Below are 25,538 nucleotides of genomic sequence, written 5' to 3' on the forward strand. Positions count from 1 at the left end.
GTCTTCGTGCGTTCTCTTAGCGGCGAAGCGCGTTTTAGAAAGAGCGCAGGAAGACAGGCTCCAGATAAACCAACGTATTAGAGACAGATAAGGAAAAGCACCATGTCAGAACGTGTAAATAATGACGTGGATCCGATCGAAACTCGCGACTGGCTACAAGCGATCGAATCGGTCATCCGTGAAGAAGGTGTTGAGCGTGCACAGTTCCTGATCGATCAGGTTCTCAGTGAAGCGCGCAAGGGCGGCGTAAGCGTCGCTGCTGGCGCAGCCAGCCGTAACTACGTCAATACCATCGCTGTTGAAGACGAACCTGAATACCCGGGTAACCTGGAGCTGGAACGTAACATTCGTACTGCTATCCGCTGGAACGCCATCATGACCGTTCTGCGTGCGTCCAAGAAAGACCTGGAACTCGGCGGCCACATGGCTTCCTTCCAGTCTTCTGCGACCGTGTACGAAGTGTGCTTCAACCACTTCTTCCGTGCGCGCAACGAAAAAGACGGCGGCGATCTGGTGTACTTCCAGGGCCACATCTCTCCGGGCGTGTACGCACGTGCTTTCCTTGAAGGCCGTCTGACTGAAGACCAGATGAACAATTTCCGTCAGGAAGTTCACGGTAAAGGTCTGTCGTCTTATCCGCACCCTAAACTGATGCCTGAGTTCTGGCAGTTCCCGACCGTATCCATGGGTCTGGGCCCGATCGGTGCCATCTATCAGGCTAAATTCCTGAAATATCTGGAACACCGTGGTCTGAAAGACACCTCCGCACAGCGCGTTTACGCATTCCTGGGCGACGGTGAAATGGACGAACCAGAATCCAAAGGGGCGATCACCATCGCGACCCGTGAGAAACTGGATAACCTGTGCTTCATCATCAACTGTAACCTGCAGCGTCTTGATGGCCCGGTAACCGGTAACGGCAAAATCATCAACGAACTCGACGGCATCTTTGCAGGCGCTGGCTGGAACGTGATCAAAGTGATCTGGGGCAACCGCTGGGATGAACTGCTGCGTAAAGACACCAGCGGTAAACTGATCCAGCTGATGAACGAAACCGTGGATGGCGACTATCAGACCTTCAAGTCCCGCGACGGTAAATACGTTCGTGACCACTTCTTCGGCAAATACCCTGAAACCGCCGCTCTGGTCAAAGATATGACCGACGACGAAATCTGGGCGCTGAACCGTGGCGGCCATGATCCGAAGAAAGTCTTCGCTGCACTGAACAAAGCACAGAACACCAAAGGTCAGCCGACCGTTATCCTTGCGCATACCATTAAAGGTTATGGCATGGGCGACGCTGCCGAAGGTAAAAACATTGCTCACCAGGTGAAGAAAATGAACATGGATGGCGTGCGCTATATCCGTGATCGTTTTAGCGTGCCAGTAACCGATGAAAATCTGGAAAAACTGCCGTACATCACGCTGGAAAAAGACTCTGCAGAATACAAATACCTGCACGAACGTCGCGCTGCGCTGAAAGGCTACCTGCCGACCCGTCTGCCAAACTTCACGCAGAAGCTGGAAATGCCGAAACTGGAAGACTTCTCACAACTGCTGGAAGAGCAGAAGAAAGAGATCTCTACCACTATCGCTTTCGTCCGTGCACTGAACGTGATGCTGAAAAACGACTCCATTAAAGACCGTCTGGTGCCGATCATCGCCGATGAAGCGCGTACATTCGGTATGGAAGGTCTGTTCCGTCAGATTGGTATTTACAGCCCGAACGGCCAGCAGTACACCCCGCAGGACCGTGAGCAGGTTGCTTACTATAAAGAAGACGAGAAAGGTCAGATCCTGCAGGAAGGTATCAACGAACTGGGTGCCGCATCTTCATGGCTGGCCGCAGCAACGTCTTACAGCACCAACGATCTGCCAATGATCCCGTTCTACATCTACTACTCCATGTTCGGTTTCCAGCGTATCGGCGACCTGTGCTGGGCAGCGGGTGACCAACAGGCGCGTGGCTTCCTGATCGGTGGTACGTCAGGTCGTACTACCCTGAACGGCGAAGGTCTGCAGCACGAAGATGGTCACAGCCATATTCAGTCTCTGACTATCCCTAACTGTATTTCTTACGACCCGTCTTACGCCTACGAAGTGGCTGTCATCATGCATGACGGTCTGGTGCGTATGTACGGTGAAGCGCAGGAAAACATTTATTACTACATCACCACGCTGAACGAAAACTACCACATGCCAGCCATGCCGGAAGGCGCGGAAGAAGGCATCCGTAAGGGTATCTACAAGCTGGATACGCTGGAAGGCAGCAAAGGGAAAGTGCAGTTGCTGGGCTCCGGTTCCATCCTGCGTCACGTACGTGAAGCGGCAGAGATCTTGTCCAAAGACTACGGCGTAGGTTCTGACGTTTACAGCGTGACCTCCTTCACTGAACTGGCCCGCGATGGTCAGGACTGTGAGCGCTGGAACATGCTGCACCCGACTGAAACCCCACGCGTTCCGTACATCGCCCAGGTGATGAGCGATGCGCCAGCGGTGGCGTCTACTGACTACATGAAACTGTTTGCTGAACAGGTTCGTACATACGTTCCGGCCAGCGATTATCGCGTACTGGGTACGGATGGCTTCGGTCGTTCAGACAGCCGCGAAAACCTGCGTCACCACTTCGAAGTGGATGCGTCTTACGTTGTGGTTGCTGCGCTGGGTGAATTGGCTAAACGCGGCGAAATCGAAACGTCTGTAGTGGCTGAAGCCATTAAGAAATTCGATATCAATCCAGAAAAAGTTAACCCGCGTCTGGCATAAGAGGTAAAGACAGATGGCTATTGAAATTAACGTACCGGACATCGGTGCAGATGCAGTGGAAGTCACCGAAATTATGGTGAAGGTGGGCGATAAAGTTGAAGCAGAACAATCGCTGATCACCGTTGAAGGCGATAAAGCTTCTATGGAAGTGCCTTCTCCACAAGCTGGCGTGGTCAAAGAAATTAAAGTTGCGGTCGGCGATACCGTCGAAACCGGCAAACTGATCATGATCTTTGACGCCGCTGACGGTGCTGCTGATGCAGCACCTGCGAAACAGGAAGCCAAAGCAGAAGAGAAACCTGCTGCTGCTGCCGCACCTGCTTCCAGCGAAAGCAAAGAAGTGAACGTACCTGATATCGGTGGCGACGAAGTTGAAGTCACTGAAATTATGGTAAAAGTAGGCGACACAGTAGAAGCGGAACAATCGCTGATCACCGTAGAAGGCGACAAAGCCTCTATGGAAGTCCCTGCGCCGTTCGCGGGCAAAGTGAAAGAAATCAAAATCGCTGCGGGCGACAAAGTCAGCACCGGTTCCCTGATCATGGTCTTCGAAGTGGCAGGTTCTGGTGCAGCCGCACCTGCCGCAGCAGCAGAAACCCAATCAGACGCGGCACCTGCTGCACCGGCTCAGTCCGGCAGCAAAGAAGTGAACGTGCCTGATATCGGTGGCGACGAAGTTGAAGTCACTGAAATCATGGTGAAAGTGGGCGACAAAATCAGTGCAGAACAGTCACTGATTACCGTTGAAGGCGACAAAGCCTCAATGGAAGTCCCGGCTCCGTTCGCGGGTACCGTGAAAGAAATCAAAATTGCTGCGGGCGACAAAGTCAGCACCGGCTCTCTGATCATGGTCTTCGAAGTAGAAGGCGCTGCGCCTGCTGCTCCGGCGGCTAAGAAAGAAGAAGCGGCTGCCCCGGCGAAACAGGAACAAAAAGCCGCTGCTCCTGCTGTTAAAGCAGAAAGCAAAGGCGAATTCGCAGAGAACGATGCTTACGTTCACGCCACGCCGGTTATCCGCCGTCTGGCCCGTGAATTCGGCGTTAACCTGGCGAAAGTCAAAGGCACTGGCCGTAAAGGTCGCATCCTGCGTGAAGACGTACAGACTTACGTGAAAGACGCGGTCAAACGTGCTGAAGCCGCGCCGGCAGCAGCAACGGGTGGCGGTCTGCCGGGCATGTTGCCTTGGCCGAAAGTGGACTTCAGCAAGTTCGGYGAGATTGAAGAAGTTGAACTGGGCCGTATCCAGAAAATCTCTGGTGCGAACCTGAGCCGTAACTGGGTGATGATCCCGCACGTTACGCACTTCGACAAAACTGATATCACTGAGCTGGAAGCGTTCCGTAAACAGCAGAACGATGAAGCCGCTAAACGCAAACTGGACGTGAAATTCACCCCGGTGGTCTTCATCATGAAAGCCGTTGCCGCTGCCCTTGAGCAGATGCCACGCTTCAACAGTTCCCTGTCCGAAGATGGTCAGAAACTGACGCTGAAAAAATACATCAACATCGGTGTGGCGGTTGATACGCCAAACGGTCTGGTTGTTCCGGTCTTCAAAGACGTGAACAAGAAAGGCATCGCCGAGTTGTCCCGTGAGCTGATGGCTATCTCCAAGAAAGCCCGTGACGGTAAGCTGACTGCTGGCGAAATGCAGGGCGGTTGCTTCACTATCTCCAGCCTCGGGGGTATCGGGACGACCCACTTCGCGCCAATCGTTAATGCGCCGGAAGTGGCTATCCTCGGTGTTTCCAAGTCTGCCATTGAGCCAGTCTGGAACGGCAAAGAGTTCACACCGCGTCTGATGATGCCAATGTCGCTCTCCTTCGACCACCGTGTCATTGACGGTGCCGATGGTGCGCGCTTCATCACCATCATCAACAACGTGTTGTCAGACATTCGCCGCCTGGTGATGTAAGTGAAAAGCCGGCCAGACGGCCGGCTTTTTTCTGATGATCTCTTCATGCTGTTTGAGATTTTCCAGGGCAAAGCACAAATCGGATGCCGTTTGTTGTTTCAAATTTGTTAACAATTTTGTAAACTGCGGGCGGATAGAACGACCCGGTGGATGATGGGCGTTACGATATAAAATGACGTCAGACCCGCCGGACATAAATTAAGAGGTCATGATGAGTACTGAAATTAAAACTCAGGTCGTGGTACTTGGGGCGGGTCCTGCGGGCTATTCTGCTGCTTTCCGTTGCGCTGATTTAGGTCTTGAAACTGTTCTGGTTGAACGTTATTCCACGCTTGGCGGCGTGTGTCTGAACGTTGGCTGTATCCCTTCTAAAGCTCTGCTGCACGTCGCGAAAGTGATCTCTGAGGCAAAAGCACTGGCTGAACACGGTATTGTTTTCGGTGAGCCGAAAACGGACATCGATAAAGTCCGCGTCTGGAAAGAAAAAGTCATCAACCAGCTGACCGGCGGTCTGTCCGGTATGGCGAAAGGCCGTAAAGTCAAAGTCGTTAACGGCTTGGGCAAATTTACTGGCGCGAATACTCTGGTTGTTGAAGGCGAAAATGGTCCGACGACCATCACTTTCGACAATGCGATCATTGCGGCGGGTTCCCGTCCAATCAAACTGCCATTCATTCCACATGATGACCCGCGTGTCTGGGATTCTACTGATGCACTGGAGCTGAAAAGCGTCCCTGAGCGTCTGCTGGTCATGGGCGGCGGCATTATCGGTCTGGAAATGGGCACCGTTTATCACGCGCTGGGTTCTCAGATTGACGTGGTAGAAATGTTTGATCAGGTGATCCCTGCGGCTGATAAAGACGTGGTGAAAGTCTTCACCAAGAAAATCAGCAAGCAATTCAATCTGATGCTGGAAACCAAAGTGACAGCCGTAGAAGCCAAAGAAGATGGCATTTACGTCACGATGGAAGGCAAAAAAGCCCCTGCTGAACCACAGCGTTATGACGCCGTGCTGGTGGCTATCGGTCGCGTGCCTAACGGTAAACTGCTGGAAGCGGGCGCTGCAGGCATTGAAGTGGACGACCGTGGTTTCATCCACGTCGACAAACAAATGCGCACCAACGTGCCACACATCTTTGCTATCGGCGATATCGTCGGTCAGCCAATGCTGGCGCACAAAGGTGTTCACGAAGGCCACGTAGCTGCCGAAGTTATCTCCGGCAAGAAACACTACTTCGATCCGAAAGTCATTCCATCCATTGCCTACACTGAGCCAGAAGTTGCCTGGGTGGGTCTGACTGAGAAAGAAGCGAAAGAAAAAGGCATCAGCTACGAAACCGCCACCTTCCCGTGGGCAGCTTCCGGCCGTGCTATCGCTTCCGACTGCGCAGACGGCATGACCAAACTGATCTTCGACAAAGAATCTCACCGTGTTATCGGTGGTGCGATTGTCGGCACCAACGGCGGCGAGCTGCTGGGCGAAATCGGTCTGGCGATCGAAATGGGTTGTGATGCAGAAGATATCGCGCTGACCATCCATGCTCACCCGACTCTGCACGAGTCCGTGGGTCTGGCAGCAGAAATCTACGAAGGCAGCATTACCGACCTGCCAAACCCGAAAGCGAAGAAAAAGTAATTTTCTCCTTTGCTGATAAACGCCTCTCCGGAGGCGTTTTTTTTTGCCTGATATTAGGTGCTAGTTATTTATATATCAAATAGGTTGTTAATGATAAATATAAATTGAATATGTTTAATGCGTTGATTGTTTAATATTTGGTGTCTGATTGCTTTATTCGTGAGCTTGGTAGCATTTTATTTTAAATTCAATGTTAAAACGGAGGGGGTTAATTGTTTTAATTACATTAGATATATAAATGGAGCAACAATGGACGTTAAGTTAAGGACTACGCTCAGCGTATTATGTTTATTGTCATTATGTCCGTCGGCTAAGGCCGCAACCGAATGTATGTTTACCTCACAATCAAACATAAATATCACCTACAGCGATACGATTGTAATTACTGATGAAGCACCGCCTGCCAATGGTTTTAAGCAACTCACCACGCAAACCAGTACGCAATATATTCCTTCAACCGAGATTCATTCAACCTGTAATGCAGGTCAGGATGGGCAAGCTTTTTCAGGCAGTGTTGCCGGATATCAGGGGTCATTAGATATTTTTACCGCCATAAATGGTAAAAACGTGCAACTTTATGGCACGTCTATTCCCGGCATATTTTATGCGGTAAAAATGTATAGCAAAAAATGCCCGGAAATGGGGGGCTATGTTCCCCCGAGTAAAGACTGGACGTTTCTCTATGATGTTGGCGATGACGATGAAAAATCGTGTTTGAAAAGTGATGAGCCTTATTATTTTGACCTGGCTTTCTTTATGAATTCAGATTACCAGCCGCGGGAAGATACCATCGCGATTCAAAATATCCCGATACAGGAACACGGCAATTTCAAACTTTCCGGTACGGATGGTGATGATGCGCAAGGGAAGGCAACGGTTGAAACGGTGCAGTTTGTCGCTGAATTAAGGAAGAATGCCACGGAATGTCCAACGTCGGCGACATTGTTGAATGAATTACAAAACAACCTTGCGAAGAATAACCAAATAGTCACGGCCCAGCATCGAGGGGATTTTAATGACACGCAGCCAGAAAACAGCCTCGGTGCTTTTCATCTGTCCTATGATCGTTGCCGCGCTAACGTGGAAACGGACGTCCGCGCGACGTCAGACGGTGAACTGGTTGTGTTTCATGATCTCAACATCGGTAAGATGCTTGAGCCAACTTATGATCCTATCGCGAACTCCGGGCCGAATGTGGCGCTGAGTAGTTTGACACTGGCAGAATTGCAGCAAAAGTACCTCGTCAATGTTGCCACGCGACAACCGACAACGTATACGGTACCGACGGTCAATCAACTGATAGATGATTACATTGCCTATAATGGCCAGTCACTCATTTATCTCGAAACCAAGTCATCTTCCGTCATCATGCCCACTGCACTGGCCCTGTATAATAAATCGGTTACGTATTCGGGCAGCAACCTGTTACAGCGGATCATTATGAAAGTGAATATGGCGGAATATCCCTCGCCAGACCTTTGGAATAATGCACTGATTAACGCCGGTATCCCGGCGGGGGTCACCATCATGATCGATCCGGTGATTACACCTAATGATGCCAGTAAAATAAATGACTTGCCTGACACCACCTTTGCCTGTCCCGCCGGGATCTCCGATAGCAAGGCGGTTTGTGCCGTTCGCGCATGGGCAAACGCGCCAGCGACACTGGCCCCGATGGTCTCTGTGTTAATTAAAGATTCCGCCGATTTTGAGGAAGTGAGCACCAAACAAAATGAACAGGGCAGCTATGACGCGCCAGCCAATTTCCAGTTATCAAATACGGTGAGTGGTACGGTGGCTGAAATGGTGGCGGTAATTAAAGGGGCAGGGAAAGCGCTGGAGATATTCTCACCCGTACCAGATTACATGTTATGGAAAAATTTAAATTTCTACACCGAAACGGTCTATGACAAAAATATCCCGCAGGATATCTCGGTCAGAGAAGCATTTTATAATAACGACTCATCATGCTGTTACCGCGTGCTGGATAAGCTCAGTCCGTCAACAATAGCGGCAGAAAAAAATGATTATCGCATGAACCTCGGCTGGCTGCGGGATATCGGCGCAAATGTCATTACGGCTGACGACACGGATTCAATTAATACTTATTTTTCTGGCACTGGAGTGCTTGATAGAAAATTAACGCCACATGTCTGGACACCTTCTTTTTATATGCAATCGATTTTGTCCTGGCAATTGGGTAGTGCAGTCATGGAAGGCAAGAGTCTGGCTTCCGAGAAAGATGCTTATGCTCTCTATAATAACAATGATTCCTATGCATGGACCTATCGTCCCGACCCACCTATTGCGGTGATGCGAGCCGGCTATTACGCATGGATGTCAGTTAAACGACAACCCGATGGACGGGTACGTATTTCACCCGCATATAATAAGGAGCAATGCTTGCGCTCAGCGTTGAGCAACCATTCGTGGGATTATGTTGGCTGGAAAAAGGATTGCACCTCGGAGAATACATTGTGGGAGATGCAACCTAAAAGCGGCAGTGAGGATTGGTTTTCGCTAATTGATGCCCATCATATGAGCCTGGGTTGGGCATACTCGGGCAAACTGTATTACGCCTATTCCTATGGCTATGTCTACGTCGATAAACCGTCAACGCTATCGGATCCTTATTACTGGTCATTCGGCACAGCAATATAACACGCGGTCGTCAGGCATAGTGCGCTATGCCTGATTAATCACCTGATACAACGGGATCATCGCCGCGCCCCACGAGGCGCTTTCGGCACCCATCGGGGAGTTCGCCAGCCGGACTTTCGGGCGGTCTGGATCAAGCCTGGCATCGAGCCTTTGCGTTAAAACCTCAGTCAGCCTTTCAGTGATGGTTTTCGGCATGGCACCCCCTAAAATAATCAACTGTGGATCCAGCCATTGCAGACATCCCATGATGCTCTGCTCGACCTGATCGCAACAGCGTGAAAACCAGACTTCCAGCAAGGGATGCTGTTCTGCGGTGAGTGCCGGTAGTTGCGCTTCGCTTAACCCTGCTTGTGTGAGCGTCGCGACCAGATCTTTATAGGATGGACGCGGTTTATCGCCGGGAAATGCCATACCGACTTCACCGGCATTCAGAAACCCGCCGCGCAGGAGTTTGCCATCGGCGATAATCCCGGCACCGATCCCGTAGCCGAGATCGATAAAGGTTATGTCACGATAGGAATTCCACGTACCTGAATACAGCTCGCCAATCGCCGAGGCATTGGCGTTGTTTTCAACCCATGTCGGCCAGGGCAAATTGTCCTCAAACGCCTGTTGCAGGTCGACATCGCGCCAGCTTGAAAGCCAGGCCACACAGTGACGCTTTTTGCCATCGGGCTTGAGAAAACCCGGCACGGCATACCCCATGCCGAGGATGCGCGCATGTTTAAGCTGGCGTTTTTTTAACGTCTGCTCCACCAGGTTTTTAATCTGTTTTAGTGTGGTGGCAAGCGGCTGATTTTCCTGATGAGGCTCAGAAATACTGAACAGTTTGCGGCCACTGAGATCGACCAGCGTCATGTCGATAAAGCCAGGGCTGAAAGCCAGCCCGACCGCACACGCGCCGCCAGGATTGAGCCGCAGGGGCAGCGACGGTTGTCCGCGCTGCCCCATATTGCGTTCGCCTTCGATAACCAGACCCGAAAATAAAAGCTCCCGGCATTGTTGGGTGATTGCCCCTGCAGTGAGATTTGAATAGCGCGCCAGTTCGGCGCGTGTCACCGGTGCATGGCGACGAATCAGCTCCAGCAGCAAACGTTGGGTAGGACGCAGTTCCAGACGGTCAGGTTTTACATTCATAATATGGCTATCGTTTTTGTTATCAGGCCCAGCGCAGTCCCGCTTCTTCTATCAGCGCCTGCAGGTACGGAAGATCATCATGGCTGAGCATATCGATCAGACCTTCACGCAGCCAGCCCATGATCTCGGGGCGACTATCATACCCGAATTTGTGCTGGTACTGCTCCAGTGGCGTCATGCCATTTTTCACTTCATGCAGGTACATGCGTACCCCCAGTCCCGCCTGTTTATAGGCCCGAAGATCGTCAACATGGGCGAACTCATATTCAAAACAGACGCAACTGGCATGGGAATGCTGCACGGCGGCCAGTTGATTGTTGTAACGCTCCAGCGTCACGACCTGCAATGCTAAATCTGGGATCAGGGCTTTGACGCGGTTAATCAACACATGATTAAACCCCAGCAACTGAATATGTGACAGCGCCTCTGGCATTGACTGCAACAAGGCAACCAGATGATACACAAATTCGTCATGTCGACGACGTTGCTTCACTTCCACGATCAGGCCCATGCCATTCTCTACCGCCCAACGCAGAATATCCTGCAATAAAGGGATCGGCGTGCCCGCAAATTGCGCATGGTATTTAACGCCGAAATCAAATTGCCGTAACTGCGCGAGCGTCATTTGCTCGACAAAACCTGTGCCGGTCGACACGCGATCAATGCGGTGATCGTGTGTGACCACCAGATGATTATCTGCGGTCAGATGAATATCTAACTCAATGCAATGAGTCCCTGCCTCTTTTGCCCCGATAAACGCGGGCAGAGTGTTTTCCGGATAACGGCTGGAGTAGCCGCGGTGACTGTTTGCCAGCACGATGCCTTGTGCGGCCTGATGAAAGTTAAACGCCATTGCCTGTTCCTTTTATGGTGTGAACATATGGCCATTAAATTTACTCTTTAAATTTAATTATGGGAATAAAATAATTATAGTGATTATTTTTATTATTCAACATTATGATAAATAATTAGTTTTTGTGTTTTTATGGCTTGGTTTTGATTTTGAGGATCTTTGTCACATAAATTTTATATTTAGTGTGTAAATTTAATTGCCGGAGTATTAACACAGGATTTGTACACTATGTCGACGCTTTCACTGGAACAGGTTACAAAGCAATTTGGCGCGTTTTACGCCGCCCGCGAGATCTCCTTCACCGCCGAGGAAGGTGAATTTGTCACCCTGCTTGGCCCGAGCGGCTGTGGCAAAACCACGCTGCTCAAAATGATCGGCGGGTTTCATCAGCCAGACAGCGGACGCATTCTGATTAACGGGCAATCCGTTAATAATTTGCCGCCGGAAAAGCGCAACACGGCAATGTGTTTTCAGTCGTACGCGCTGTTTCCGCACCTGAATGTGGCGCATAACATCTGTTTTGGTTTGAAGCAAAAACGCTTACCTCTTGCCGAGCAGCAACTGCGGCTGGCGGAGGCGTTGAAGCAGGTTGGCTTGCAGGATCAGCACCTGAAAATGCCGGTGCAACTTTCTGGCGGGCAGCAGCAACGCGTGGCACTGGCCAGAGCGATGGTCACGCGTCCGGATGTGGTGTTGTTTGACGAGCCGCTGTCCAATCTGGATGCGAAACTGCGTGAAAGTGTGCGTTTTGAAATCAAAGAGTTACAGCGGCAATATCAACTCACGTCCATTTATGTCACCCATGATCAGGCCGAAGCGTTGACCATGTCCGATAAGATCGTGGTGCTCAATGCGGGCAACGTGGAGCAAATTGGGCCGCCAGAAGAGATTTATTACCGTCCTGCTAACCGTTTCGTCGCTGATTTTATTGGTGCGGCCAATATCGATATCGCCCACATCACTCCTGCGGAACAGCCTGGTTTTTATCGGGTTCGCTGCCAGTTAGGTGAGTTTTACGTACGTTCTCCGCGTCCTCCGCTCGCTGAGCATTGCTATATCTGCTGGCGGCCTGAAGATGCGCGCTTTGTGCCGCAACCACAAACCGGCGATAACCATTTCTTCCTCACGCTGCGCAAAATGGCGTTTATGGGCAACCTGACCGAAGCATGGGGCGATAACGATGACGGTAAATTGTCGGTACGTCTGCAACTGGTCAAAAAACCGCAGGCCGAAAGCGGGGCGCGGGTTTGCTTCCGTTTACCCGAGGATGCGATTCACTTCCTCGAGCCAGTAGTGGAGGGGCACGATGAAATGGCGTAATGAGCTGACCGCCTGGCTGCTGATGATCAGTGGACTAGGCACCATTGCGTTGCTGATGGGATCGACCTTTTACGTGGTGCTGGTACAAAGCATCGGCTATTTCAATCTTTCCGGCGACAGCCAGTTTTCGCTCGAATACTGGCAAAACGTATTACAAGATCCGGTGCTGCACAGCGCGCTGATCTATTCGGTTAAAGTCTCAATATTGGGGGCTTTCGGTGCGGTGCTGCTCTCTTACCCGCTGGCGTTGTGGCTCCGTCAGCCGCTGGTGGCGAAAGAAGGTATCGTTGCTGTTTTGCGTGCACCGATGTTTATTCCCGGCCTCGTGGCGGCATTTCTGTTCATCAATATCATTGCTTATCACGGCGTGATCAATGAGCTATTGCTGGCGCTGGGCGTTATTGATCAACCGCTGCGTATGCAGAACGATGACTTTGGCTGGGGCGTCGTTATCTTACAAATCTGGAAGAATCTGCCGTTCGCGCTGATTCTGGTCGGTGGCTCAGTTAACGCAATCCGTACCGATGTACTGGACGCGGCGAGTAACCTGGGTGCCAGCCGCTGGCGCTGTTTTCGGGACGTTATCTTTCCCCTGACGTTACCCGCCGTGCAAGTGTCCCTGATCCTTATTTTTATCGGTGCGCTGGGCGACTTTGCCTTCTTCTCCGTCGCGGGTCCGCGCAATACCTACTCGCTGGCTCGCCTGATGCAGGCCACGGCTATGGAATACGGCGAATGGAATAACTCTGCGGTTATTGCCGTGATTATCATGCTGACGGCAGCATTGGGTACCTTGCTTATCGCTATCCTCCTGACACCGCTCGCCACCCGCAAAGGAGAGGTCAAATGAACCGCACGGCGAATGGACGCCTGATCGTCACGATTTCACTGTTGTTCTTTATTCTGGTCAATCTGGTCTGGCTTGGACTGCCATTTTCAATGGCTATCTTATGGTCGCTGGTTGACCCGCAACACCCGTGGAGCTACCCGGACTTATTCCCGCAAGTGTTGTCGATTAACCGCTGGATACAGGTGTGGCAGCAAACTTCGCTGTCAGAAGCCCTCTTTAACAGCTACACCATTGCGCCCGCCGTGGCGATGCTGAGTTTACTGCTGTCGTTACCCACCGCTTATGCGTTTGGGCGCATGACTTTTCGGGGCAAAGCCGTTGCGGAAATGCTCACGCTGATCCCACTGGTCATGCCAGGTATGATCATCGGGATTTTCTTCAGCGCCATGCTGATGAATCTGAATATCAGCAACCCGTTTATCAGCATCGTGTTAGGGCACACTGTGCTGACACTGCCTTACTCGATTCGCATTATGTCCGCAGGGTTTAAAGCGGTGCCGCAGGATTTAATTGATGCCAGTCGCGATCTCGGTGCCAGCCATTGGGGAACGTTCTGCAATGCTTTTTTACCGATGCTCAAGCCCAGTTTCCTGGCCGCGTTGATTTTTTGTCTGGTGCGCAGTTTAGAAGAGTTCAGCATTTCATACGTCCTGGGCGCGCCAGATTTTATTACCGTGCCGACCATTCTTTATTCTTTTCTCGGCTATTCCTTTGTGCGCCCGGATGCGGCGGTAGTCTCAATGATCCTGGTGATCCCGAATGTCGTCCTGATGGTCATTATTGAGAAGCTGTTGAAAGGGAATTATCTGTCACAGTCAACCGGCAAGGCGTGATCCTTGATAAGGGAGTCATTCAACATGAAAACAGGCACGGTTTTATTTCTCAGTGGCATGTTATTGAGCGGGGCAGCGACCGCCACGCCACTGGCGCAACAAGATTGGGATCTTGTCGTCGCACAGGCCAAAAAAGAAGGCTCAGTCACCTTCAACGTCTGGTATTTACAACCGCAATGGCGCAGTTTCGTTGCTGATTTTGAGAAACAGTACGGAATTAAAGTGCGTATTCCGGAAGGGTCGATTGATGGCAACATGAATAAACTGCTGGCGGAAGCTCGCCGCGAGAAAGGCAAAATGGACGTGGTGGCCTTGTCGGTGGCGCAATTACCGATCATCCGTAAAGCAAATGCCCTGGCGCAGGTAGACTGGCTGCCGGGTTACGGGGATGCGGTGCATCAGTTGCAAAGCGTGAATACCGAAGGATATGCGGTTGCCTTTTGGGGCAACCAAACCGGTATGGCCTACGATCCGCAACAGATGGGCAATCAACCTTTGCCGCAATCACTCGATGATTTACAACACTTTATCGATGCGAATCCGAAGAAGTTTGGTTACAACGATCCGAATAACGGCGGGGCAGGCGAAGCCTTTATTCAGCGCGTGGTCACCCTCTCCTCAGGCACATTTGATGCCGATGCCACGCAAGTCGATCCTGACATTATTAAAAACTGGAAAAAGGGTTGGGAATGGTTCGTCGGTAATAAAGAAAAAATCACCCAGACCGCATCGGGTGCGGATAGCCTGACCCGTCTGAATGATGGCGAATTATTGCTGGTACCCGCCTGGGAAGATCATCTGGCAGGTTTGCAAAAATCCGGGGCGATTACCGGGCGCCTGAAATTTTATATTCCGGCTTTTGGTATGCCGGGAGGGGGCAATATTGCGGCTATTGCCGCAAACAGCACACATCCGGCGGCGTCGGCGGTGTTCCTGAACTGGTTAACGCAAGCTGAAACCCAGCGGGCGTTGAATGTCGCTTTCGGCGCGGTGCCGATGAACAAACAAGTGAAAACAGACGTGGTGCAGCCAGACATTGCCACGCAGTTTTACGGCAAGGAATACAGCATGCAGCTCAGAAAAGAGTTTGTGCGCCAGGTTTCTATGCAATAAGTCGTCCATGTCTGAAACCGGAAATATTTCTCATTTCCGGTTTTTTTGCCTTTTTTCACCCGTGGCATACACTGTGCCTGTTCTCATTTATCTCATTACATCCTCATTCATTTATTTTCTTCAGCTCAATGTTATCGATAAAATAATGTGAGGGGATGTGATTACCTCAAATATACCTGCTTGTTTAAAGTGAATGTATATCGCCAGCTTTGATAAATGAATCTGGTGGGATTTATTCAATTTTAATCTCAGGTATTATTTCATGAACAAGCGTAATTCTTTTATTTTACTTCTCGGCAGTGTGTTGTGTTTCAGTCAGTCCGTTGTACAGGCAGCCGATGGCACCATTAATTTCATCGGACAAATTGTTGCCACGACATGTGATGTGAATGGCGGAAGTAATGCCTCCATTAATGTGGATTTAGGCACTGTCGCCGCGACCTCATTTACGGCAGCCGGTGATACTTCTTCGCCGACCGCGTTCACGATTTCACTCACCAACTGCCCGACAACCTTCACCGCTGCGGCCGTCAAATTTGATGGTACCGCCGATGCAGTGGATAATCAGCTGCTGGAAGTTAGCGGTGGCGCAACCGGTATAGGCATTGAAATTGCGGATAGTCAGGGGACACCAATTCCTCTTTACACGGCCTCACGTTTTTATCCCATTGATGCGACCGCCGAAGGGGTGGATATGAACTTTATCGCCCGCTACAAAAGTACCGGGGCAACCGTAGGCGAAGGCGCAGCAAATGGGACCTCTCAGTTCACCATTAATTATCAATAATAATAATCAACAAATAATCTCTTTAAACTGGCAGGGATGCCAGAGCTTCAGACGCGGATGTCTTTTTTTTATTGACGGAAATATGAGAGGAATATATGCGGCGTCTTTTTATTATTTTATCAGGGATGTTATTTATTCTCTTTCCGGTGCCTCCGGTTTATGCGGGTGTGATTACAGAAGCCACGCGGGTGATATATCCGGGTAATAAAAAAGAAACCTCGCTGACCGTCAGTAATCAGGGTGCACAGTCAGAGCCCTTTCTGATCCAGTCATGGGTGGATAATAACGGGCCTGACGGGACACAAAAATCCTCCGTTCCTGCGCCTTTTATCGTGACTCCCCCTTTATTTCGGCTGAATGCCGGTCAAGATAACAGTCTGCGAATTATCCGTACAGGCGGCGTGCTGCCTGAAGATCGCGAATCCCTGTTCTGGCTGAATATCAAATCCATCCCCCGTTTGCCTGAAAATGCCCCCGCCGGTTTATTGCAAATCGTGGTGAAGACGCGCCTGAAGCTTTTTTACCGGCCCGCAGCGTTGCTCACACCCGCAGGACAAAGCGCCTGGCGGCAGTTGCAGTTCTCCCGCCAGGACTCAACGCTGCGGGTGACCAATCCGACACCTTATTACTTCACATTTTTCAGGTTAAACCTTGGCAGCAACCGTGTGGCAACAGGTAACACCATGGTTCCGCCCTTTGGGGAAGCCCGTTATCCCTGGCCTCAGGGAGCGGTCACTGGCGAGGTCAGCTGGCAGGTCGTCAATGATTATGGCGGTACCAGTTCAGTGGAAAAAAACCGGATGCGCTGAGGCATGTTATGAATAAAAATCATGTCGTTACGCATCTTTCATCTTCCCTTTTGCGGTCATGGCTTCTGGCGGGAATCGCTTTGGGAACATCTGAAACACGCGCGGATGACCGTTTTAACGTTCAGGCACTGGAAATAGAACATCCGGGCGCGCCGGTGGATATATCGCAATTTTCCCGGGCTGGCGGGCAGACGCCGGGTGTTTACCGCGTGGATGTGCTGGTGAACAATGTGCCGAAAGGGCGGCAGGATGTGACGTTTATCGCCTTGAGGGATCTGACACTCTCCCCGCTTTTTACTCCGGCACAATGGCAAAATCTGGGACTCAGAACCCGCAGCATTCCGGCATTACGCGACTGGCCTGTACAAAAGCCGGTTGAGGATTTCACGCCGCTGATGCCCGGTGTTGTGAGCCAGTTTGACTTTTCCCGCCAGAAACTCCTGATCACCATCCCTCAGGGATTGCTCGACACGCTGGCAAGGGGCGCGGTCAGCCCGGAGTTATGGGATGAGGGAACGCCGGCCTTACTGCTTAATTACAACCTCAGCGGTGCCCGTACCTGGCAAAATTCAGGCGGCAGTGATCAGAGCCAGTTTCTGAGCCTGAGAAGTGGTGCCAACTGGGGCGGCTGGCGGCTGCGCAATTACAGCACCTGGCGTTACAGCCGCAACATTGACGGGCAATCGCAGCAGGACTGGGATTCGGCGTACAGCTTTCTCCAGCGCGATGTGCCGGTGCTCAAAGGGCAATTTATCGCGGGAGAAAGCACGACACCTGCGGATATTTTTGACAGTTTTACCTTTCGCGGCGTGCAGTTGTCTTCCGATGACAATATGTTGCCTGACAGCTTACGCGGCTTCGCCCCCGTGATCCGCGGTATTGCCCGAAGCAACGCGCAGGTGACGATTAAGCAAAACGGCATGGTGATCTACCAGACCTATGTGCCGCCCGGCGCTTTCAGCATCGACGACTTATACCCGACTTCCGCTTCCGGGGATCTGGAGATAACGGTCAGGGAAAGTAATGGCGAAGAGCGACATTTTACCCAGGCATTTTCTGCTATCCCGATCATGCAGCGCGAAGGCCGGTTGAAATATGCCCTGACACTGGGGAAATACCGCACCTATCAGTCCGGGGGTAATGAACCTGAATTTCTTCAGGGATCACTGATTTATGGTCTGGGTTATGGCGTGACGCTGTTTGGCGGCAGTCAGCTGGCGCAGAACTATAAAGCGGCGAATGCCGGTATCGGCAGTATGGTCGGAGATTGGGGATCTTTGTCGTTTGATACCACGCTGGCCAACAGCGAACTGACGGACAATCACACAGAACGCGGTCAGGCATACCGGCTGCAATATGCCAAAAGTGTGACTGCAACAGGCTCAACGCTGTCGCTGGCAGGGATCCGCTTTGCCGGGGATTTTTATCATTTCAGTGATGCCAGTAACTGGCATGAGGACGCAAGCAACGGAAATTACTATGGTCAGCCACGGGAACAGTATCGCCTTAACCTGACTCAGATGATTAATAACGGGCAGTGGGGATCGCTTTCGCTTTCGTGGTATCAGCAAAACTACCGACAGTCGCAAATTAATCAGCGCAGTCTGGGGATCAGTTACAACGTCAATATTGCCAGTATCGATTACGCCTTATCGGTATCGGATAACTGTACTTACGGCACTGAGAGCGATAAACAGATCGCCTTTAATGTCAGTATCCCCCTGGGTCGCTGGCTGTCAAACGCCTGGGCCACGGCTAACGTGAACAGCGCCAGTCACGGGCGGACGCTTTATCAGACCGGTATCAACGGCATGCTGCTTGAGGATAACAACCTCTCTTATGCCGTCAGTGAAGGTTATGGCACTCACGGGCAGGGAAACAGCGGTAGCGCCAGCCTGAATTATCTGGGCAGCGCCGCGCAGCTCAGCGGGGGCTACAACTACAATCAGGACACTCATCAGGTCAATTACGGATGGCAGGGTGCCATTGTGGGCCATCCCTTCGGTGTCACTTTCGCGCAGCCTCTTGCCAGCGATCTCTCTGCCATTGCCATTGTCCGCGCCCCGGGGGCGGCGGGCGTGAAATTGCAAAATAATACCGGCGTGTATACCGACTGGCGCGGCTACGCGGTGGTGAATTATCTCAGCCCGTACAAGCGAACCCGTGTGGCGCTGGATACCACATCACTGGACGAAAACGTCGATATTGACGACAACATCCTTTCCGTTGTTCCCACTGCCGGTGCCGTGGTTATGGCGTCCTTTACCACGCGGGCCGGTAGCAGATTATTGCTCAACCTTACCTATAACGGGCAGCCTGTGCCCTTCGGCGCAGAGGCGTTTGTGGTGGGCGACGAACGAAACCGCGCCATCGTCGGCGACCAGGGGCAGGTGTATCTCAGTGGCTTGTCGGATCAGGGCGCGGTCAGAGTGACATGGCAAGGGGGACAGTGCGAAGCACCGTTTACATTATCTGGTGCGCAAAAAGCGGCGGTCTCTCAGGCCAGCAGCGTATGTCGATGAGGTATTTATGAAAATGATGATACTGCTGGTCTGTCTGGTTCTGTTTTCTGGCAAATTATGGGCAGCCTGTTCTACCGCACCGGTAATGCCGCAGTCCTGGGATTTAAGTTCGGTTGCGGTAACATCCTCTTTGCCTGTTGGGGCGGATATTCCCGGAAGTCAGCATACTTTCAGCATCAGCGGTACTTGCGGTACAAACGGCAGCAACGAACTCTCCGGCGACCCGATCATCGCCTGTTACTACGGAAACGGTACAGAAATCGCGGGTTTCCCCGGCGTTTACTCTACCGGTGTCGAGGGCATCGGTATTGCCCTGACTAACTCCAGCGGACAACGTGTGGTTGGCGGTGGTGTAGGCTGCGATACGCGCAACACATCGCTGGGTAACCTGGACAGCAGTCTCAGCTATCAGATAGCTGTCACGTTATCGTTAGTCAAAACCGCCAATGACATTTCGGATACGGCACTGGCGCAAAGCCAGACCCGTTTCGGGCTGGGGGTGTATGGCAAATCCGGCCTCGGGGGCGGGGGAGCCAACACGCTCTCTTATACAGGCAATATCAACATCAGAACGGAAAGCTGCGATGTGCTGAATAACACCATTAATGTTTCTCTGGGCACGGTCTGGCCGGGGCTTTTTTCCAGTGCCTCCGCTGGCGGCGTCACGCCCGATGTCCCATTTAGCATCGAACTCAATTGTGATGCCGGGGCGAATGTGAATATCCGTATCGATGGCACTGCTGACGATTCGCTGGTCGCCGGTGTGATCAAAATCAGCAATGGTGCGGAAGGGCAGGCATCCGGAGTGGGAATTCAGATCCTGAAAGGCGATACCTCGCCTGTGAGCCTCGGACAACAATGGGCAATCACCCCTTCGGCCAGCGAAGGAAGCCTGAGTATTCCCTTTTTTGCCCGCTACTATCTCAACGGGCAAACACTCAGCAGCGGGAGTGCGAATGGCACGGCCACGTTTACGATGATTTATTATTGAGAAAGGTCGCCTTTGCAGACGACATGAAGTGAAGTTTGTTCTGATAAAACAGCCAGATATGTACGATAACCTCCCGGCGTGTCCGCACTGAGTGTCGGTTTCCGGCTATTTATCATCAAAATCATACTGCGGGCTGCTTTGGAATGAGGGGTAGGATCTGAGGTTTTTATTTTTTAAGCGTGCTTCTAACTCAGTCCTGGTTTTTAAGGGAAAGCTCTCATATTCTCTTTCTAACCGTATATTTCCGGCAGGTAAAAGAGCAAAAAGATCATTATGAAGTGTTTTAACTTGTTGGCTGTAGACGCTAACTTCTGTTAGTGCATCGTAGTAGTCAAATGCCCTGATCATAAACTGATGATGTTCATTCCCGGCACATTGATCGATTTGAGCGGTGCCAAGGTATAAAACGGCGATGCTTACCGTTCTTTTGTCATAATCTGCTATATCGGCTGAAGTAATAAAAGGCCGGGATTTCATTTCTGCCATACATTCCTCCAGTTTAGTGTTGAGATTATTGTAGGCTAAAAGATACTTATCACGGCTATATTCGATGTCTTCATTGATATGCGCAAAGCAAGAGAATGTCATCGTGAGCATAAGCATCAGAAGGTTTTTTTTCATATTTAACGATCCCTGTTATTTAAACGTTTTTTCCATGTATTAAATAAACCGGTAATTTTCTTCCTGAGTAATCAGTAATAAATCAATATTCAAAAACATATAGCGAAGTTGTTTTCCCGAGCAATAAGTATTTCCTGCCAATGTTGTGTTTTGCGATCCGAAGATGAGTCCGGGGGTTATAAGATTGCTTTTCACTCACTTTCTGTTCAGGAAGCACTGACCTGCCAGCTACAAACCGGCTGTCCTTTGGGGCGGTTTTTTTGTGTCTTTTTTCTGCATTTCCCGCCGTTTATTCCCTTGTGTGATCAGGGTTGTTGTGATGATCTAGAAGGCGAATTGGGATGAACAGCCGATCCGTCTGTGCTCAACGATTCAGCAAAGATTTAATGTTGCTTTTATGTGAACGAATTAACAAGCGGGCAAAATCCTGCTATGCTGCCCGGGCGCTAAAGGGCACTGTGCTCAGGTTCAGGATGTGTCGTAAACCGACAAAGAAACAATCATACCCGCAGTGTCCCCGAGTCATCAGACCGTTTGAATTCCCCTGTCCCTACAGGCATGACGCGAGGCTGATGATGGAAGCCAGGCATAATAAATGACAATGAGAGCGAGGAGAAAGTCGTGCTAGAAGAATACCGTAAGCACGTAGCCGAGCGTGCTGCAGAGGGCATCGTCCCTAAGCCACTTGATGCTTCACAGATGGCAGCGTTGGTTGAGTCCCTGAAGAATCCGCCACAAGGCGAAGAAGACACTCTGTTAGACCTGCTGATTAACCGTGTTCCACCGGGCGTCGACGAAGCCGCCTATGTTAAAGCCGGATTCCTGGCTGCAGTCGCCAAAGGCGAAACTACCTCTCCGTTGGTCACTCCTGAAAAAGCCGTTGAACTGCTGGGCACCATGCAGGGCGGTTATAACATTCACCCGCTGATCGACGCACTGGATAACGAAACGCTGGCACCCATTGCCGCGAAAGCGCTGTCTCACACGCTGCTGATGTTTGATAACTTCTACGATGTGGAAGAAAAAGCACACGCGGGCAACGAACACGCGAAAAAAATCCTCCAGTCATGGGCGGATGCCGAATGGTATCTGTCACGTCCGCAACTGGCTGAGAAAATCACCGTCACGGTGTTTAAAGTGACTGGTGAAACCAATACCGATGATTTGTCACCAGCTCCGGATGCCTGGTCCCGTCCAGATATTCCTCTGCATGCGCTGGCAATGCTGAAAAATGAACGCGAAGGCATTCATCCGGATCAACCGGGCAGCGTCGGTCCGATCAAACAAATCGAAGAACTGAACAAAAAAGGTTTCCCGCTGGCTTACGTGGGTGACGTTGTCGGTACCGGTTCTTCGCGTAAATCGGCCACTAACTCCGTGCTGTGGTTCATGGGTGATGACATTCCTCATGTGCCAAACAAACGCGGCGGCGGTGTGGTACTCGGCGGTAAAATCGCGCCAATCTTCTTCAACACCATGGAAGATGCCGGTGCCTTACCGATCGAAGTGGACGTGTCCAACCTCAATATGGGCGATGTTATCGACATCTATCCGTATAAAGGTGAAGTGCGGAATCACGAAACCGACGAAGTGCTCGCGACTTTCGAACTGAAAACCGATGTCCTGCTCGATGAAGTGCGCGCAGGCGGCCGTATTCCATTGATCATCGGCCGTGGTTTAACCACCAAAGCCCGTGAATCCCTGAAATTGCCGCAGAGCGAAGTGTTCCGCATTGCGAAACCTGTTGCTGCAAGCAACAAAGGTTTCTCGCTGGCGCAGAAAATGGTGGGGCGCGCCTGTGGCGTTGCCGGTGTTCGTCCGAACGAATATTGTGAACCCAAAATGACGTCCGTGGGTTCTCAGGACACCACCGGTCCGATGACCCGTGATGAACTGAAAGACCTCGCGTGTCTGGGCTTCTCTGCCGATCTGGTGATGCAGTCATTCTGTCATACCGCTGCTTATCCTAAGCCGGTTGACGTGACCACCCACCATACGCTGCCTGATTTCATCATGAACCGTGGCGGTGTTTCACTGCGCCCTGGCGATGGCATCATTCACTCCTGGCTGAACCGTATGCTGCTGCCGGACACTGTCGGCACCGGCGGTGACTCCCATACCCGTTTCCCGATCGGGATTTCGTTCCCGGCGGGTTCCGGTCTGGTGGCCTTTGCGGCAGCGACCGGCGTGATGCCTCTTGATATGCCGGAATCCGTTCTGGTGCGTTTCAAAGGCAAAATGCAACCGGGCATCACTTTGCGTGACCTGGTGCATGCGATCCCTTACTACGCGATCAAAGAAGGTCATCTGACCGTCGAGAAGAAGGGCAAGAAAAACCTCTTCTCTGGCCGTATTCTGGAAATCGAAGGCTTGCCGGAACTGAAAGTCGAACAGGCGTTTGAACTGGCGGATGCGTCCGCAGAACGTTCAGCGGCAGGTTGTACGATCAAACTGGATCAGGCGCCGATCAAAGAATACCTCAGCTCTAACATCGTTCTGCTGAAGTGGATGATCTCTGAAGGTTACGGCGATCGTCGTACCATCGAGCGTCGTATCAAAGGCATGGAAGAGTGGCTGGCGAATCCGACCCTGCTCGAAGCCGATGCGGATGCTGAATACGCGGCAGTGATCGAAATCGATCTGGCCGAGATCAAAGAGCCAATTCTTTGTGCGCCAAACGATCCGGATGATGCGCGTCTGCTGTCTTCCGTACAGAACAGCAAAATCGATGAAGTCTTTATCGGTTCGTGCATGACCAACATCGGTCACTTCCGTGCGGCGGGTAAACTGCTCGACAGCCATAAAGGCGCGTTGCCAACCCGCTTGTGGGTTGCGCCACCGACCAAAATGGATGCGGCTCAGCTGACGGAAGAGGGCTATTACAGCGTCTTTGGTAAGAGCGGTGCGCGTGTTGAGATTCCGGGCTGTTCACTGTGCATGGGTAACCAGGCGCGTGTGGCGGACGGCTCTACCGTCGTTTCCACCTCTACCCGTAACTTCCCGAACCGTCTGGGCAACGGCGCTAACGTCTATCTGGCTTCGGCGGAACTGGCGGCGATCGCCTCCCTGCTGGGCCGTCTGCCAACGCCGGAAGAATATCTGGGTTATATGGCGGAAGTGGATAAGACCGCAGTGGATACTTACCGTTATCTGAACTTCGACAAGCTGAGTGAATATACCGATAAAGCTGACGGCGTGATCTTCCAAACCGCAGTCTAAGTCGCTATATTTGCGCCAGTGTTGAAAGGGAGCTTCGGCTCCCTTTTTTATTGTGATTTTTTCAGAGGACTGCACCATGGATTACGATTTTTTGCGCGACATCACCGGTGAGGTCAAAGTGCGTTTTTCAATGGGCCATGAAGTGCTTGGTCACTGGCTGAATGAAGAAGTGAAGGGCGACCTGAGCGTGCTCGATAACGTCGAAGCGGCATTGAGCGATCTGAAGGGCAGCGAACGCCAGACGCAGATGGCCGGCCATGAATACACGCTGCTGTTAGCCGACGATGAAGTGATGATCCGTGCCAATCAGCTGGATTTCGACGGCGATGAGATTGAAGAAGGGATGAGTTATTACGACGAGGAGAGTCTGGCGTTTTGCGGCGTCGAGGACTTTTTGCAAGTCCTCGCCAAATACCGTTCTTTCGTGATGACTAACCGCTGAGTGACTTGCCCCGCGAGGCGGTCCAGCACAGCAGCGAACCGCCGACCACCATCAGCACGCCCGGCCAGAAACTGGCACCCGGCAACGTATGCAGCCACAATCCGGCAATCAGAATCGATGACAGCGGCGTGAAATATGACAGCGCGGCCACCAGTGTCGCATTGCCTTTTTTCATCGCAATATCCCAGCACTGATACGACACTGCGGTCACCGCGCCCATCGCCAGTAATTCGAGAATGGCAGGTAATGTCAGGCTGATACGGCTGGAGGAATACGTGAAGTAAAGCGCCCACAATACGCCGCCGGTTGCCAGCAGAAACAACGGCAGCACGCCTTTGCCTTTACACAATACGCGGACCAGATTGGAATACAGTGCCCACGACACGGCCGCGCCCAGCGCCAGACCGTAGGCCACCGGGTTGCCGCGCACATTGCGCATCATCTGGTGAATATCCAGCCCGTGACCGCCGCTGATTGCCCACAGCACTCCCGCAAATGCCAGCACAGCGCCCGGCCAGATCCACCAGCGAACGCGTAATTTCAGCAGCGGAACCGCAAACAGCAATGTCAGACTGGGCCAGAGATAATTCACCAGCCCGAGTTCCAGCGTTTGCTGGCGGGTATGCGCCAGACCGATCGCCAGTGAAAATGCCACCATATAAAAGATAAACAACAGACCGCAGATGATCAGATAAGCTGCAGATTCACCACGCAGCGACGGTTTGCCGCCGACCATCCAGACTAAAATTCCGCTGACAGTATAAATAGAGGCGGCCGCACCAAAAGGCCCCAGAGATTCGGACAAACTGCGGGTGAGCGCCACGCTCATGCTCCACAATAAAATGGCGAGAACGCCAGACAGTGTTGCAAAACGATCCATAAGAAAGGTAAGCCTCTGGAAAAGGAGACTTTTAAGATAAGCGATTGTTCCGGTTATTTACACCGGAACAATCCGCTTGAGAGGCGCTTATTGTCTGAAATCATCAGAAGTAGAAACCGGCTTCCAGACCCACGGTGGAAGTGGTGGTCGCGGGCTGATAATAGCCAACGGTGCGTCCGTTCAGGT

Annotated in this window: 18 protein-coding genes; 14 read left to right on the forward strand and 4 right to left on the reverse strand. The window is 51.6% G+C overall.

Annotation, left to right across the window (positions count from 1 at the left end):
- Positions 1 to 102: 102 nt before the first annotated feature.
- From aceE to AC1DUO_RS19225, 4 genes are all read left to right on the forward strand, one after another.
- A complete protein-coding gene (gene aceE / locus AC1DUO_RS19210) occupies positions 103 to 2,766 on the forward strand; it encodes a pyruvate dehydrogenase (acetyl-transferring), homodimeric type (protein WP_013576985.1) in 2,664 nt (887 codons plus the stop codon).
- 13 nt (positions 2,767 to 2,779) lie between these two features.
- Positions 2,780 to 4,678: a pyruvate dehydrogenase complex dihydrolipoyllysine-residue acetyltransferase gene (gene aceF, locus AC1DUO_RS19215; RefSeq protein ID WP_015690459.1), complete on the forward strand. Its 1,899-nt coding sequence runs from the start codon at positions 2,780 to 2,782 to the stop codon at positions 4,676 to 4,678.
- Between the two features lie 211 nt (positions 4,679 to 4,889).
- On the forward strand, positions 4,890 to 6,314 hold the full coding sequence (lpdA, locus tag AC1DUO_RS19220) for a dihydrolipoyl dehydrogenase (protein ID WP_013576983.1): 1,425 nt from the start codon (positions 4,890 to 4,892) through the stop codon (positions 6,312 to 6,314).
- Positions 6,315 to 6,563: 249 nt separating this feature from the next.
- Positions 6,564 to 8,975: a glycerophosphodiester phosphodiesterase family protein gene (locus AC1DUO_RS19225; RefSeq protein WP_232829686.1), complete on the forward strand. Its 2,412-nt coding sequence runs from the start codon at positions 6,564 to 6,566 to the stop codon at positions 8,973 to 8,975.
- 24 nt (positions 8,976 to 8,999) lie between these two features.
- Here the strand turns inward: AC1DUO_RS19225 and AC1DUO_RS19230 are convergent, their stop codons facing one another.
- Positions 9,000 to 10,112 carry an ROK family transcriptional regulator gene (locus AC1DUO_RS19230; RefSeq protein WP_013576982.1) on the reverse strand — a complete coding sequence of 371 codons (1,113 nt, stop codon included), beginning with the start codon at positions 10,110 to 10,112 and terminating at the stop codon, positions 9,000 to 9,002.
- Between the two features lie 22 nt (positions 10,113 to 10,134).
- Complete coding sequence (locus AC1DUO_RS19235) at positions 10,135 to 10,965, reverse strand: glycerophosphodiester phosphodiesterase (protein ID WP_015690456.1); 831 nt, start codon at positions 10,963 to 10,965, stop codon at positions 10,135 to 10,137.
- Between the two features lie 228 nt (positions 10,966 to 11,193).
- On the opposite strand from AC1DUO_RS19235, the gene AC1DUO_RS19240 reads away from it, so the two are divergent.
- The 8 genes from AC1DUO_RS19240 to AC1DUO_RS19275 all read left to right on the forward strand — a co-directional run bounded on the left by AC1DUO_RS19240 (position 11,194) and on the right by AC1DUO_RS19275 (position 20,190).
- Positions 11,194 to 12,285: an ABC transporter ATP-binding protein gene (locus tag AC1DUO_RS19240; RefSeq protein ID WP_013576980.1), complete on the forward strand. Its 1,092-nt coding sequence runs from the start codon at positions 11,194 to 11,196 to the stop codon at positions 12,283 to 12,285.
- On the forward strand, positions 12,272 to 13,135 hold the full coding sequence (locus AC1DUO_RS19245) for an ABC transporter permease (protein WP_477988365.1): 864 nt from the start codon (positions 12,272 to 12,274) through the stop codon (positions 13,133 to 13,135). Before AC1DUO_RS19240 ends, AC1DUO_RS19245 begins: the two co-directional genes overlap by 14 nt.
- Positions 13,132 to 13,968 carry an ABC transporter permease gene (locus tag AC1DUO_RS19250; RefSeq protein ID WP_013576978.1) on the forward strand — a complete coding sequence of 279 codons (837 nt, stop codon included), beginning with the start codon at positions 13,132 to 13,134 and terminating at the stop codon, positions 13,966 to 13,968. Before AC1DUO_RS19245 ends, AC1DUO_RS19250 begins: the two co-directional genes overlap by 4 nt.
- A gap of 57 nt (positions 13,969 to 14,025) precedes the next feature.
- Entirely contained in the window at positions 14,026 to 15,081 is a 1,056-nt protein-coding gene (locus AC1DUO_RS19255) for an extracellular solute-binding protein (protein ID WP_369794759.1), read from the forward strand.
- Positions 15,082 to 15,343: 262 nt separating this feature from the next.
- Positions 15,344 to 15,868, forward strand: coding sequence for a fimbrial protein (locus tag AC1DUO_RS19260; RefSeq protein WP_119262094.1), 525 nt, complete (start codon positions 15,344 to 15,346; stop codon positions 15,866 to 15,868).
- Positions 15,869 to 15,963: 95 nt separating this feature from the next.
- A complete protein-coding gene (locus tag AC1DUO_RS19265; protein ID WP_119262093.1) occupies positions 15,964 to 16,677 on the forward strand; it encodes a fimbrial biogenesis chaperone in 714 nt (237 codons plus the stop codon).
- 80 nt (positions 16,678 to 16,757) lie between these two features.
- On the forward strand, positions 16,758 to 19,199 hold the full coding sequence (locus AC1DUO_RS19270; protein WP_162906080.1) for a fimbria/pilus outer membrane usher protein: 2,442 nt from the start codon (positions 16,758 to 16,760) through the stop codon (positions 19,197 to 19,199).
- A 7-nt stretch (positions 19,200 to 19,206) separates the two neighbouring features.
- Positions 19,207 to 20,190: a fimbrial protein gene (locus AC1DUO_RS19275; RefSeq protein ID WP_240433013.1), complete on the forward strand. Its 984-nt coding sequence runs from the start codon at positions 19,207 to 19,209 to the stop codon at positions 20,188 to 20,190.
- A 105-nt stretch (positions 20,191 to 20,295) separates the two neighbouring features.
- Here AC1DUO_RS19275 and AC1DUO_RS19280 read toward each other — a convergent pair whose 3' ends face one another.
- Complete coding sequence (locus tag AC1DUO_RS19280) at positions 20,296 to 20,811, reverse strand: hypothetical protein (protein WP_013576974.1); 516 nt, start codon at positions 20,809 to 20,811, stop codon at positions 20,296 to 20,298.
- A 621-nt stretch (positions 20,812 to 21,432) separates the two neighbouring features.
- On the opposite strand from AC1DUO_RS19280, the gene acnB reads away from it, so the two are divergent.
- On the forward strand, positions 21,433 to 24,030 hold the full coding sequence (gene acnB, locus AC1DUO_RS19285; RefSeq protein WP_013576973.1) for a bifunctional aconitate hydratase 2/2-methylisocitrate dehydratase: 2,598 nt from the start codon (positions 21,433 to 21,435) through the stop codon (positions 24,028 to 24,030).
- Between the two features lie 76 nt (positions 24,031 to 24,106).
- Positions 24,107 to 24,472: a protein YacL gene (gene yacL, locus AC1DUO_RS19290; RefSeq protein ID WP_013576972.1), complete on the forward strand. Its 366-nt coding sequence runs from the start codon at positions 24,107 to 24,109 to the stop codon at positions 24,470 to 24,472.
- Here yacL and yddG read toward each other — a convergent pair.
- Positions 24,462 to 25,352: an aromatic amino acid DMT transporter YddG gene (yddG, locus tag AC1DUO_RS19295; protein ID WP_013576971.1), complete on the reverse strand. Its 891-nt coding sequence runs from the start codon at positions 25,350 to 25,352 to the stop codon at positions 24,462 to 24,464. The genes yacL and yddG overlap by 11 nt on opposite strands.
- Between the last annotated feature and the right edge of the window lie 186 nt (positions 25,353 to 25,538).

It is taken from the genome of Rahnella sp. P4_A8 (assembly GCF_056402435.1).

Excerpts from the sequence above, each read along its gene's own strand:
- AC1DUO_RS19265 (WP_119262093.1), top strand. The coding sequence starts at position 15,964 with ATGCGGCGTCTTTTTATTATTTTATCAGGGATGTTATTTATTCTCTTT.
- AC1DUO_RS19225 (WP_232829686.1), top strand. The coding sequence starts at position 6,564 with ATGGACGTTAAGTTAAGGACTACGCTCAGCGTATTATGTTTATTGTCA.
- yddG (WP_013576971.1), bottom strand. The coding sequence starts at position 25,352 with ATGGATCGTTTTGCAACACTGTCTGGCGTTCTCGCCATTTTATTGTGG.
- AC1DUO_RS19250 (WP_013576978.1), top strand. The coding sequence starts at position 13,132 with ATGAACCGCACGGCGAATGGACGCCTGATCGTCACGATTTCACTGTTG.
- AC1DUO_RS19235 (WP_015690456.1), bottom strand. The coding sequence starts at position 10,965 with ATGGCGTTTAACTTTCATCAGGCCGCACAAGGCATCGTGCTGGCAAAC.
- AC1DUO_RS19260 (WP_119262094.1), top strand. The coding sequence starts at position 15,344 with ATGAACAAGCGTAATTCTTTTATTTTACTTCTCGGCAGTGTGTTGTGT.
- aceE (WP_013576985.1), top strand. The coding sequence starts at position 103 with ATGTCAGAACGTGTAAATAATGACGTGGATCCGATCGAAACTCGCGAC.
- yacL (WP_013576972.1), top strand. The coding sequence starts at position 24,107 with ATGGATTACGATTTTTTGCGCGACATCACCGGTGAGGTCAAAGTGCGT.
- AC1DUO_RS19240 (WP_013576980.1), top strand. The coding sequence starts at position 11,194 with ATGTCGACGCTTTCACTGGAACAGGTTACAAAGCAATTTGGCGCGTTT.
- AC1DUO_RS19255 (WP_369794759.1), top strand. The coding sequence starts at position 14,026 with ATGTTATTGAGCGGGGCAGCGACCGCCACGCCACTGGCGCAACAAGAT.
- AC1DUO_RS19230 (WP_013576982.1), bottom strand. The coding sequence starts at position 10,112 with ATGAATGTAAAACCTGACCGTCTGGAACTGCGTCCTACCCAACGTTTG.
- AC1DUO_RS19275 (WP_240433013.1), top strand. The coding sequence starts at position 19,207 with ATGAAAATGATGATACTGCTGGTCTGTCTGGTTCTGTTTTCTGGCAAA.
- AC1DUO_RS19245 (WP_477988365.1), top strand. The coding sequence starts at position 12,272 with ATGAAATGGCGTAATGAGCTGACCGCCTGGCTGCTGATGATCAGTGGA.
- AC1DUO_RS19280 (WP_013576974.1), bottom strand. The coding sequence starts at position 20,811 with ATGAAAAAAAACCTTCTGATGCTTATGCTCACGATGACATTCTCTTGC.
- lpdA (WP_013576983.1), top strand. The coding sequence starts at position 4,890 with ATGAGTACTGAAATTAAAACTCAGGTCGTGGTACTTGGGGCGGGTCCT.